Here is an 11921-nt window from a genome sequence, read left to right on the forward strand (position 1 = left end):
CGATCGGGCCGTCAAGTCCCGTCCTGCTCGTTATGCCGTTCGGTTCCTCAGAAAGAACCTTAACTGAACGGCATTAGCCGCCGGCCCGGCGATTGCGGCGCGCACGTCGTCCGGGCGGGCCGGCAGCGAGACGACAGAAAGGAAAGAATCATGCGGCGGATGCCTTCGCTGATTGCATTGCGTTTTTTCGAGGAGACCGCCCGCCATCTGAGCTTCAACCGCGCCGCCACCTCGCTCTGCGTGACCCAGGGCGCCGTGAGCCGGCAGATCCGCCTGCTGGAGGAAAGCGTCGGCGCGCGCCTGTTCGAGCGCGACCACAAGGGCGTGCGCCTGACGGCCGCCGGCATGCTGCTGCCGTTCATCGAGCAGGCGTTCGACACCATCGAGCGCGGCGTGCTCGAAATCACTGCCGTGCGCCCCGGCAAAAAGCGCCGCCTGATGGTGTCGGTGCCGCCCACCTTCGCCACCCAATGGTTCTCGCCGCGCCTCGGCACGCTGTTCGAGACGCTGCCCGAGGTGGACCTGTCGATCCGCACCGAGCCCGCCGACGATTGCCACTGCCATATCCGCTTCGGCCGCGCGGCGCGCGCCGACATGCTGTCCGAGCGGCTGATGACGGAGCGCCATGCGCTGGTGGGCGCGCCGCGCTACACGGGCGCGCCGCTCGACACGCTGTTCGGCAGGATCCCGTCGCTGCACGTGCTGCACGAGGGCCGGCGGCTGACGCTGTGGGCCGACTGGTGCGAGCAGGCCGGCGTGGCGGTGCAGCGGATCGGCGACGGCATCGAGTTCTCGACGCTCGAACAGGCGATCCACGCGGCGCGCAAGGGCGCCGGGCTCGCCGTGGTCGACCTGAACATGATCGAGGAGGAGATCGCCGAGGGCAGCCTCGTGCCGCTGTCGGCGGTGGAGGCGGCCGGGCCGTTCGGCTACTGGCTCGACGTCGCGCCCGAGCGGCTCGGCGACGACCACGTGGCCGCGTTCATCGCATGGCTGCGCGAACAGGCGGCCGGGCGCGGCTGAGCCGGGGCGGTTCAAGCACGGCTCGAGCAGCACCCCATCGGCAATCCATGCCGTGGCGGCCCGCGCGATGGCCCGCCACCGCTTGCCTCGCCCGCCGCGTCAGAACTTCTCGACCCAGGGCCGCACCTCCAGCTCCCACGACCAGGCGCTGCGATGCTGGCGCAGCAGATCGAGGCAGGCCTGCGCGATCGCGTCGGGATCGAGCGTGCTGTCGGGCGCGTCGGCCGGATCGATGCGGCTCGCCGAGCGCACCCCGCCGTCCACCACGAGGTGGGCGACGTGGATGCCTTGCGGCGCGAGTTCGCGCGCGGCGCTCTGCGCGAGCCCGCGCAACGCGAACTTGCCCATCGCGAACGGCGCCGACAGCGCGAAGCCCTTCACGCCGGCCGTCGCGCCGGTCAGCACGATCGCGCCGTGGCGCGCCGGCAGCATGCGCCGCGCGGCCTGCTGCACCGCATGGAACGCGCCGAACGCCGTCACCGCCACCGCCTGCTCGACCGCCGCCGCGTCGAGTTCGGCGATCGGCCCGCGCAGGCGCCCGCTCGCGTTATAGACCACGATTTCCGGCGCGCCGATGCGCGCCTCGGTCTCGGCGAACAGCCGCTCGACCTGGCCCGCGTCGGCCGCATCGACGGGCAGCGCGATCGCGCCGGTCTGCTCGACGAGCGGCGCGAGCTTGGCCGTGTCGCGCGCGGCGATCACGACCGGCAGCCCGGCCGCGCGCAGCTGCCGCGTGAGCGATGCGCTGATGCCGGGGCCGCCCCCGATGATGAGGGCGTTGCGGTACGGAATCTCGTTCATGGCGTCTCCGGAAGAAAAAAACGGCGGGATCGCGCGTCGGCACGCGCGCACGCGATCGGGCCATGGCGCGAGGGCAGCATGCGCGCCGCGCGCCGGCCCGCTCCGCAGAGCATAGGCGAACGCCGCGGCGCCTGCAGGCGGCCACCGCCGGCGCCGGCAAGCGGCCGATGCACGGCGCATTGCACGCGCCGCGCCCGCTTGTCCGGCGCTCGGGCCGCGCATTGTTCGCGATTCGCGGATTGTGAGTCGCCGCGCCCGGACTTCCGCGCGGCGGCGCGCTTGCGCAGAATCGCGGCAACCCCACCCGGCGCCACCGCGCCCCTTCCTGCAAGGACGCCCATGCAACTCCACAGCTTCCGGCTTTCCGGCCATTCGCACCGGGTCCGCCTGTTCCTGTCGATCCTCGGCCTCGTGCACGAGACGATCGAAGTGGACCTTCCGGCCCGCGCGCAGAAAACGCCCGCGCATCTGCGCCTCGATCCGTTCGGCCAGGTGCCGGTGCTGGTCGACGGCGAGACCGTGATCGCCGATTCCACGGCAATCCTCGTCTATCTCGCCAAACGCTACGCGCCGCCGGGCTGGCTGCCCGACGATCCGGCCGGCGCGGCGCGCGTGCAGCGCTGGCTGTCGGTGGCCTCGGGCGAGGTCGCGCACGGGCTCGCGGCGGCGCGCCAGATCGTGCTCTTCAAGCTGCCGCGCAATCCCGACGAAGCCATCGCCCGCGCGCACGCGACGCTCGCCGTGCTCGACGCGGAGCTGGCGCGGCACGACTGGCTCGCCGGCTGCGCGCCGAGCATCGCCGATCTCGCGCTGTACGCGTATGTGGAGCGGGCGCCGGAGGGCAATGTCGAGCGCTCGGCCTACGCCAACGTGAGCCGCTGGCTGCGCCGCGTGGAGGCACTGCCGGGCTTCGTGCCGTTTATACGCTCTCCCGTCGGGCTCGACGCGCCGGAAAGCGCCGCGAACGAAGTACACGGGCACTGACGCCGGCCCGTTTCCTGGAGAGATCTCATGGAACACCTATCGATTGAACGCGGCTGGGTCGATCTCGACGCGCCGTTGCGGCACGCGGATGGTGTCATCGATTTGAGCGCCCCGCACGACGCACGCTGGACCGGCATCGTCGAGATCGCGCCACGGCATGTCTGGCCGCTCGGCACGGGCCAGCGCCACGACCTGTACCTGTTGGCCGGCGACGCCGGGCTGGACGGCGAACCGCTCGCCACCGGTGACTTCGCGATCCGGTTCGCGCCGGCCGTGGTTCGCGCCGGCGAGCGAGGCGCGCGGCTGCTGGTCTATCGCGAGCCGACCGACGCGGGCGACGCGGCGGACCACGCGAGTCCGCGGCACGACATGCCGCCTACGCAGCGCGCCGCGTCGCGCGTCTGGCGCCCCGGCCGCCATCCGCTGCTGCGAGTGGCGACGCTCGCGGGCGGCGGCCATCACGTGAGCCTGGTCGCGTGGCAGCCCGGCGCGCGCACGCTCGATCACGCGCATGCGGCGGGCGAGGAACTGCTCGTGCTGAGCGGCGAGCTGCGCGACGGCGACGCCCGACACCGGGCCGGCAGCTGGCTGCGCCTGCATCCGGGCGCGAGGCACGCGCCGTTCGCCGGCGCGCCGGCCGTCATCCTGCTGCGTCACGGGCATCTGCGGGCCACGGCCGGACCGCGGATCAACCCGCGCGCGACAGCCGACTCCGGGCCGCCGATCGCGGAGCATCGAGCGTGCATGGCCGGCATCGACACACGGCGTTCGCCCTCCTGCCATGCCCGAGCCGCTGGCGGCACCACCCTGAATTCGTCGGCCATCCGCGTCAGCGACTCCCCGATCGGCGTACTCAGCCCCGAGCACGCAGCGCCGACAGCTCGCCGCCGACCACTCCATGCAAAAAGCCGGCCCAAAGGCCGGCATCGACACCGCCAACGCTGAATCCCGGCTACCCCCGCGCCGCCGGCGGCACCACCCCGAGTTCGTCGGCCATCTGCGTCAGCGACGCCCAGATCGGCGTGCTCAGCTCGATGTGATCGTGATACTTCAGGCGGTTGCGCGCCTCGTACTCGCCCGGGTACTGCACGGGATCGGCGCCGGGCTGCGACGGGCAGGACAGCAGGTATTCGATGAACGCCTCCACCTCCTGCGAGCGCCAGGTGGCCGAGAAATCCACCTGCGGGTTCAGCACGATCGCGAACATGTTGTTGGTCACGGCGCCCTGCCGCGGGTTGCCGGGCTGGATCGTGCCGCCGCCCGACAGCACGCCGGCCAGCAGCTCGGCCACCACGCCGAGCGCGTAGCCCTTGTGGGCGCCGAACGGCAGCAGCGAGCCGGGCGGATCGGCCTGCAGCACGTTCGGATCGTCGGTCGGGTAGCCCCGGCCGTCGATCAGCGAGCCCGGCGGCGCCGTCATGCCGTTGGCCGCCAGCACGCGCGCCTTGTTCACGGCGATCGCGCTGGTGGCCATGTCCACCACCAGCGGCGGCCGGTTGTTCGGCAGCGGCCCGGCGAAGCAGAGCGGATTGGTGGTCAGGCGCGCCTCGGCACCGCCGAACGGCGCCACCATCGGCGCACGGTTGGTGACGTTGGTGAACGCCATGAACACGAGGCCGGCATGCGCGCACATCTCGCCGTACTGGCCCATCCGGCCCAGGTGGTGGCTGTTGCGCAGCGTCAGGATGCAGACGCCGCGGTCGAACGCGCGCGCCATCGCCTGCTCCACCACCACCTTGCCGACGTGCTGGCCGAGCCCGCGGTTGCCCTCGAACAGCAGCAGGCTGCCGTGGTCGGTCAGCACGCTCGGGCGGCCGGCCGGGTCGATCCGGCCGTCCTCGAGCACCTTGCGGTAGGTCGGCAGGATCGACACGCCGTGGCTGGTGTAGCCGACGCGGTCCGATTCGACCAGATGGCGGGCGACGTCGTCGGCGATGTCGTCGGGCACCTTCAGCGCGCCCAGCACCTGCTTGCCGAACGTAATCGCATCGTTGAGGGATATCTGCATGTTGTTAACCTCCTTTTCTGGTTCCATGCGTTACAGCCAGCCGAGCCAGCGCCAGTAGGTGGCGCCGAACACCAGCAGCAGCGCGTAGCCGATCACGCTGATCACGATCCCGACCTTCGCGAACTGCCTGGCCGTGAACGTGTCGGTGCCGAGGCAGACCATGTTCTGCGGCGCGTTGATCGGCAGCACGAAGCCGAAGCTGACCGTGAAGCCGAGCAGCATCGTCATGCCCAGCCGGTTGAAATCGCCGGGCAGCGTCTGCAGCACCGCGATCAGGATCGGCAGCATTGCCGAGGTCAGCGCCGTGGCGCTCGCGAAGCCAAGGTGGATCACGATCAGGAACGCCGCGAGCACGGCGAACACGCCGAGCGGCGAGAGCGAATCGAGGCCGGTGGCGGCCACCACGTGATGGCCGAGCCACTGGCCGGCCTGCGTCGTGAGCAGCGCCGTGCCGAGGCTGATGCCCACCCCGAACACGATCACGGTGCCCCACGGGATGCGCGACTGCACGTCCTTCCAGGTCATCACGCCGAAGCGCGGCAGCATCAGCACGACGAGGCCCGCGTAGGTGACCGAGGTGGTGTCGAAGTGGTGCAGCTTGCCTTCGGTGGCCCAGCACAGCAGCAGCGCCACCGACACGCCGAGCAGCCGCTTCTGCGCGCCCGTCATCGGCCCCATCTCGCGCAGCTGCGCCTCCACGGCCTCCTTGCCGCCGGCGATCGCGTCCGCCTCGGGCGGCATCATCTTCAGCACCAGCACCACCAGCACCGCCGACATCACGAGCGCCCACGGCGCGCCGGCCACGAACCACGAGGCCCAGGTCACGTGCGAGCCGAGCATCTTCTCCATGAAGCCGGCCGTCAGCAGGTTCTGCGCGGCCGAGGTCTGGATCCCGATGTTCCAGATGCTGGTGGCCTGCGCCACGATGATCATGATGCCGGCCGCCACGTTCGAGCGCTTGTCCACGCCGAACGCCGAGACCACGCCCATCATGATCGGCACCACGCAGGCGCTGCGCGCGGTGGCGCTCGGCACCACCAGCGAGAGCAGGATCGTCACGGCGATCGCGCCGATCATCACGCGCCGCGTGCTGGTGCCGATCCGCGAGAGCGTGACGAGCGCGATGCGGCGGTCGAGCCCGGTCAGCGTCATGGCCGCCGCGATGAACAGCGCCGCCGCCACCAGCGCGAGCGCCGAGTTCGAGAAGCCCGCCAGCGCCATGCTGATGGCGCGCGAGGTGCCGTAGGCCACGCCCGGGTCCTGCACGGTGGGCGCGGTACCAACGAGAAACGCCATCAGCGAGGTGACGATGATCGCGCTGGCCTCGTAGGACACGGCCTCGGTGATCCACACCACCACCGCGAACGCGAGGATCGCCAGCATGCGGTGCCCGGCGACGGGCAGGTCGGCCGGGGTGGGCAGCAGCAGCACGGCGATCAGCACCACCACGCCGGCCAGCAGGCTGAGCGGAAACGGCTTTTTCGGGATAGGAGTCGCCGGGGAATGTTCAGATGTGCTCATCGTTAGGGCTCCTGTTTGAGGTGGTATGCCGACGACCGGCGTCTTCCCGGGAACTGGCTTTCCGCTATCCGCAAGGGCAATCCTAGCCGGATTGCACTCGCTCGGGCAATGGGGACGGACGATTGCGTGGCGCGGGAGGCGGGCTGCCGTGGCGAGGGGGCCGCCTTGGCGAGCCGGCCGGATCGCGACGCCCGCCCGCGGCCCGGGTGGGGGATTCGGATCAGGTCCGGGTCCGGTTCCGGGCCTTGCCTGCGGGATGAAGGATGGCCGGGAGCCGATGAAAAACCGATGAAATCTTACCTTTCGATTTCAGTTCGCATCGGGATCTGGCGCAAGACTCGCGTGATCGCATCGTGCCGTTTTTCAGGGGCGGATCGCTCGCGCCGGCGGGTGGCGGCGCGGCTCAGGCGGCGCCGAGATGGGCCTGGAGCCGCTCGATCAGCGCGCGGACCTTCGGCGCCATATGGCGGCCCGGCGGCAGCAGCGCGTGCATGGACATGGTGGCGGTGGCCCAGGCCGGGTACACGCGCACCAGCCGCCGCGCGGCGATGTCGGCCCGCACCGCGAAATCGGGCAGCAGCGCGAGCCCGGCGCCCTCGGCGACGGCCGCGCGGCACGCGTAGACGGTATCGGCGGTGAGCCCCGCGTCGAACTCGAGTTCGCAGGTCTGGCCATTCGTATGATGAAGCCGGCAGCGCGACGGATGCGCCAGCACCGACACCCCGACAAACGGCAGTGCCACCGCCGCGCCGATCTCGGCCGGCGGCGCGTGGCGCGCCAGCAGCGCGGGGCTCGCCACCAGCCACTTCTCGTACTGGCCGACGCGCACCGCGCGATGGCTCGAATCGGCCAGCTGGCCGAGCCGGATCGCCACGTCCACGCCTTCCGCGATCAGGTCGATCAGACGGTCGTTGGACACCATCTCGATGCGCAGCGCCGGGTGCGCGTCGCGCAGCCGGGCCAGCACCGGCGCCAGCACGATCGCGCTGAACTCCACCGAGGCGGCCACCCTCAGCGTGCCGTGCAGCGCGTCCGGCGACGGGCTCGCGGTGGTCACCGCCTCGTCGGCGAGTTGCGCGATGCGGCGCGCCGCGTCGAAGAACGCGGCGCCCGCCTCGGTCACGCCGATGCGCCGCGTGGTGCGCGCGAGCAGCGTCGCGCCCAGTTCGAGTTCGAGCCGCTGGATGCTCTTGCTGACCGCCGTCTTGCCGATGCCGAGCCGCTCGGCCGCGCGCGTGAGCGAGCCGGTCTCGATCACCGCGATGTAGATCAGCAGATGCTCGAAGGTCAGGTTGCGGAGATCGGGCATGGCGCGGGAACCGGTGGGCGGGCGACGGGCGCGGGTCGGACAGCGGATGCGCGCCGCGCCGGCCGGGTGGCTCGGGCCGGCGGCGGCGCGCCTGATGCGGGGATTATATCGACGGCGTTCGCGGCGCGGCGCGCCCGCCGCGCCCTCCCGCTCAGTGGCCTGCCGACGCCTGGTCGAGCGTCAGATGCCTGGTCTCCGGCGCCCACGGGATCGAGACGATCATGCCGACCAGCAGCACGCCGGCCAGCGCGAACATGGTCGCGTGGAAGCCGAGCGTGGCGATCCCGACCGGCAGCAGGAACGTGCCGATCGCCGCGCCGAGCCGGCTGCAGGCGATCGCAAGGCCCACGCCGCAGGCCCGCACCTCGGTCGGGAAGCATTCCGGCGGGAACACGCCCACCAGGTTGCTGAACGCCGACATGGTCAGCGTGAAGATGCCGAACGCGACGATCATCGCGAGCGCCGCCGAATGCGGCAGCACCGCCAGCGCCGCCAGCGAGGCGCAGGTCACCGCGAACGAGCCGATCAGGAAGCCGCGCCGCGACAGGCGGATCGTCAGCCAGATGCCGATCACGGCGCCGAGCACGAGGAAGCCGTTCAGCAGCATGTCGGCGCCGAAGCCCTCGGCGAGGCCGATGGTCTTCAGGATGGTCGGCAGGAACGTGTAGATCGCGAAGTACGGAATCACGAGGCAGACGAAGAACGCGCAGTTGAAGATCGTGCGGCGGATCAGGTCCGGGCGGAACAGCCGCGCGTAGCCCTGGTTCGCGTGCGATTCGCCGCCGCCATCGAGCAGGACATGCGCGCCGAAGTGCTTCGTGACGATCGCGCGCGCCTCGCTCGCGCGGCCCTTGCCGAGCAGCCAGCGCGGCGATTCGGGCGTGCCCAGCCGCGCCAGCAGCACCACGAAGGCCGGCAGCGCGGCCGAGGCGAGCAGCCAGCGCCACGCGTCGGGCGAGGCATTGCCGAAATAGAGGCCGAGCACGTTGGCCACCACGTAGCCCACCGTCCAGATCACGCTGAACGAGCCGAGCAGCGCGCCGCGGTGCCGGCGCGGCGAGAACTCGGCCAGGATCGCGTGGCCCACCGTGAAGTCGCCGCCCATGCCGATGCCGATCACGATGCGCAACAGCGCGAGTTCGGCCGGCGAGCTGACGAAGCACTGCGCGGCGGCGGCCAGCGTGATGATCACGAAGCTGGTGAGGAAGATCTTCTGGCGGCCCATGCGGTCGGACAGCCAGCCGAAGATCAGGCTGCCGAGGAAGATGCCGATCAGCGCCGAGCTGCCGATCACGCCCATCCAGAACGCGTCGAGCGGCATCTGCCGGCCGAGCGCCGCGAGCGCGTAGCCGATCGTGCCGAGCGTGTAGCCCTCGGTGAAGTGCGCGCCGAACGTGAGGCCGGCGATCTTCAGATGGAACGCGTTGAGCGGCACGTCGTCGAGCGCCACCTCGCGCGGCGGCGCGCCGGTGCTGCGCGCGAGCGGCACGGCGCCGGCCACGGCGCCCGTTTGCATGTTGACTTGATTCAAGCTGCCTCCGACATTGTTGTGTTTGTGGCGTGCCGCGCGGCTCGCGCGGTACGCGGACGGCGAGATGCGCCGACGGCTTCGGCGGGCGCGCGCATGCGGGCCGCTCCCGCCGAAGCGAGGCCGCGCTAGCGGCCGAGCCCCGCCATCAGCAGGTATTTCAGCTCGACGTATTCGTCGAGGCCGTACTTCGAGCCTTCGCGGCCGAGCCCCGACTGCTTGACGCCGCCGAACGGCGCCACCTCGGTCGAGAGGATCCCGTCGTTGATGGCCACCATGCCGCTTTCGAGCGCGCCGGCCACGCGCCACGCGCGGCCCAGGTCGCGCGTGTAGCAGTACGCGGAGAGCCCGAATGGCGTGTCGTTGGCCATCGCGATCGCGTCCTCCTCGCCGTGGAAGCGGAAGCACGCGGCCACCGGGCCGAAGGTTTCCTCGTCGGCGAGCAATGCGTCGGCGGCCACGTCCACCAGCACGGTCGGCGCGTAGAAGGTGCCGCCGAGCGGGTGGCGGTGCCCGCCCACCAGTGCCCGCGCGCCGTTCGCGGTGGCGTCGGCCACGTGCCGCTCGACCTTGTCGAGCGCGGCCGCGTTGATGAGCGGCCCCTGGTCGACCTCGCCCGCCAGCGCGTTGCCCACGCGCAGCTGGCGCACCGCGTCGGCGAGCTTGCGCGTGAACGCGTCGTAGACGCCGTCCTGCACCAGGAATCGGTTCACGCAGACGCAGGTCTGCCCGGTGTTGCGGAACTTCGAGGCCATCGCGCCGGCCACCGCCGCGTCGAGGTCGGCGTCGTCGAACACGATGAACGGCGCGTTGCCGCCCAGTTCGAGCGAGAGCTTCTTGAGCGTGTCGGCCGACTGCTTCGCGAGCAGCTTGCCGACGCGCGTGGAGCCCGTGAACGAGAGCTTGCGCACCACCGGCGAGGCCGTCAGCGTCTCGCCGATCGCGAGCGCGTCGCCGCTCACCACGTTGAACACGCCGGCCGGCACGCCCGCGCGCGCGGCCAGCACCGCCAGCGCGAAGGCCGACAGCGGCGTCTCCTCGGACGGCTTGAGGACCATCGTGCAGCCGGCCGCGAGCGCCGGGCCGGCCTTGCGCGTGATCATCGCGAGCGGGAAATTCCACGGCGTGATGGCGGCCACCACGCCCACCGGTTCCTTGGTCACGACGATCCGCGAGTCCGGGCGCGGGCTCGGGATCACGTCGCCGTACATGCGCTTGGCCTCTTCCGCGAACCATTCGAGGAAACTGGCCGCATAGGCCACCTCGCCGCGCGCCTCGGCCAGCGGCTTGCCCTGCTCGCGCGTGAGCAGCTCGGCCAGCGCGTCGCGGTGTTCGAGCATCAGCTCGCCCCAGCGCTTCACGCGCGCGCCGCGCTCCTTCGCCGTCAGCGCGCGCCACGCGGGCCATGCGCGTTCGGCCGCCGGGCCGCCGCGATCGCAAGGCGCGTCTCGTCCGCGCCGCCCTTCGCGACCCGCGCGATGGTCTCGCCGGTGGCCGGGTTCAATACCGCGTAGGTGGGCTGTGCGTCGGTGGGCTGCACGTCGGCGCCGCCCGCTTCATACCATTCGCCGCCGATGTAATGGCCGGTCTTCAGGAATTCGTTCATCGTGTTTCGCTCCGTGCGGGATGCCATGATCGATACCATCGCGTGCTCAGGCCGCTTCCGGCACCGGCGGGAAATCGCCGGCGAACTCGCCGAGCGCCGGGCGTGCCTCGCGCGTGATGCGGCGGCCGGCCGTGTAGTCGTTGATGAGGTCGCACGGCGTGTAGTTGCGGTCGAGTTCGTGCAGTTCCTCGTCGGTCAGGCGCGTGTCGAGCGCGGCCAGCGCGCTGTCGAACTGCTCGACCGAATCGGCGCCCACCAGCATGCTGGCGATGCCGGGGCGGCTCAGCACCCAGGCCTGCGCGATCTGCGCCGGCGCCACGCCGCGACGGCGCGCGACGGCGGCCACCGACCCGGCGATCGCAAGCGAGGCCGCGTCGCCGTACATCTGCGCCGTGAAGAAGTCGGTCTGGTTGCGCGTCGATTGCGGCTCGCAGGTCAGGAGGCCGCGCGCGAGCGGGCTGAACACCGACACGCCGACGCCCTGGTCGATGCAGTACGGCACCATCTCGCGCTCTTCCTCGCGGTAGGCCAGGTTCAGCTGCAGCTGCATGTTGATCGGCTTGTCCCAGCCGTGGCGCTCGCAGGCCTGCATGATCTTCGCGAACTGCCACGTGTACATGGTGGACACGCCGATGTAGCGCGCCTTGCCCGCGCGCACGATGTCGTGCAGCGCGCGCATGGTTTCCTCCACCGGCGTGTTGACGTCGAAGAAATGCAGCATGTAGATGTCGACGTAATCCATGCCGAGCCGCTTGAGCGAGCCGTCGATGCCGTCCAGCACGTGCTTGCGCGAATGGCCGCCCGCGTTCGGGTCGCGGCCCATCTCATAGCCGACCTTGGTGGTCACGACGATTTCCTCGCGGCGCGCGACGCGCTTGAGGATCCGGCCGACCACTTCCTCGCCCACGCCGGTCGAATAGAAATCGGCGAGGTCGATGAAGTTGACGCCGGCCTCCAGCGCGCGGCGCACGATCGGCTCGCTCTGCGCCTCGTCGAAGATCCACGGCTTCCATTGGGGGGTGCCCATGTTCATCGTGCCGAGACAGAGGCGGGAGACCTTCAGGCCGGACTGGCCGAGGCGGACGTATTCCATGTTGACTCCAGGCGCGGCCGCTCGCGGGCCGCTGGCAGATTCGTATCG

The 11921-nt window shown here is 71.0% G+C and carries 9 protein-coding genes and 1 pseudogene; 3 read left to right on the forward strand and 7 right to left on the reverse strand.

All coding sequences use genetic code 11. The features are described 5' to 3' along the window. Window positions 1-150: 150 nt before the first annotated feature. The gene (locus BpN12_RS12850) at window positions 151-1023 is read left to right on the forward strand and encodes a LysR substrate-binding domain-containing protein (RefSeq protein WP_246792960.1); all 873 of its coding nucleotides are present in this window, start codon (window positions 151-153) and stop codon (window positions 1021-1023) included. 99 nt (window positions 1024-1122) lie between these two features. On the opposite strand, the gene BpN12_RS12855 is transcribed toward BpN12_RS12850, so the two are convergent. After that, on the reverse strand, window positions 1123-1824 hold the full coding sequence (locus BpN12_RS12855) for an SDR family NAD(P)-dependent oxidoreductase (RefSeq protein ID WP_246792961.1): 702 nt from the start codon (window positions 1822-1824) through the stop codon (window positions 1123-1125). Between the two features lie 339 nt (window positions 1825-2163). Between BpN12_RS12855 and BpN12_RS12860 the strand changes: the two genes are divergently transcribed. Both BpN12_RS12860 and BpN12_RS12865 read left to right on the forward strand, forming a co-directional pair. Continuing rightward, window positions 2164-2808 (forward strand): glutathione S-transferase family protein, encoded by a 645-nt coding sequence (locus BpN12_RS12860; protein WP_246792962.1) that lies wholly within the window; start codon window positions 2164-2166, stop codon window positions 2806-2808. A gap of 27 nt (window positions 2809-2835) precedes the next feature. Further along, the gene (locus BpN12_RS12865; RefSeq protein WP_246792963.1) at window positions 2836-3753 is read left to right on the forward strand and encodes a cupin domain-containing protein; all 918 of its coding nucleotides are present in this window, start codon (window positions 2836-2838) and stop codon (window positions 3751-3753) included. A 7-nt stretch (window positions 3754-3760) separates the two neighbouring features. On the opposite strand, the gene BpN12_RS12870 is transcribed toward BpN12_RS12865, so the two are convergent. The 6 genes and pseudogenes from BpN12_RS12870 to BpN12_RS12895 all read right to left on the reverse strand — a co-directional run bounded on the left by BpN12_RS12870 (window position 3761) and on the right by BpN12_RS12895 (window position 11873). Next, window positions 3761-4816 carry an Ldh family oxidoreductase gene (locus tag BpN12_RS12870; protein WP_246792964.1) on the reverse strand — a complete coding sequence of 352 codons (1056 nt, stop codon included), beginning with the start codon at window positions 4814-4816 and terminating at the stop codon, window positions 3761-3763. 30 nt (window positions 4817-4846) lie between these two features. Next, complete coding sequence (locus tag BpN12_RS12875; protein ID WP_246792965.1) at window positions 4847-6337, reverse strand: DASS family sodium-coupled anion symporter; 1491 nt, start codon at window positions 6335-6337, stop codon at window positions 4847-4849. 403 nt (window positions 6338-6740) lie between these two features. After that, window positions 6741-7646 (reverse strand): LysR family transcriptional regulator, encoded by a 906-nt coding sequence (locus BpN12_RS12880; RefSeq protein WP_246792966.1) that lies wholly within the window; start codon window positions 7644-7646, stop codon window positions 6741-6743. A gap of 151 nt (window positions 7647-7797) precedes the next feature. Further along, window positions 7798-9162: an MFS transporter gene (locus BpN12_RS12885; protein ID WP_425306311.1), complete on the reverse strand. Its 1365-nt coding sequence runs from the start codon at window positions 9160-9162 to the stop codon at window positions 7798-7800. Window positions 9163-9302: 140 nt separating this feature from the next. After that, window positions 9303-10780: pseudogene (locus tag BpN12_RS12890) on the reverse strand (NAD-dependent succinate-semialdehyde dehydrogenase). Between the two features lie 46 nt (window positions 10781-10826). Then, window positions 10827-11873, reverse strand: coding sequence for an aldo/keto reductase (locus BpN12_RS12895; protein WP_246792968.1), 1047 nt, complete (start codon window positions 11871-11873; stop codon window positions 10827-10829). Between the last annotated feature and the right edge of the window lie 48 nt (window positions 11874-11921).

The sequence above is a fragment of the Burkholderia perseverans genome (assembly GCF_022870505.1).
GTDB classification, from domain to species: Bacteria; Pseudomonadota; Gammaproteobacteria; order Burkholderiales; family Burkholderiaceae; genus Burkholderia; species Burkholderia plantarii.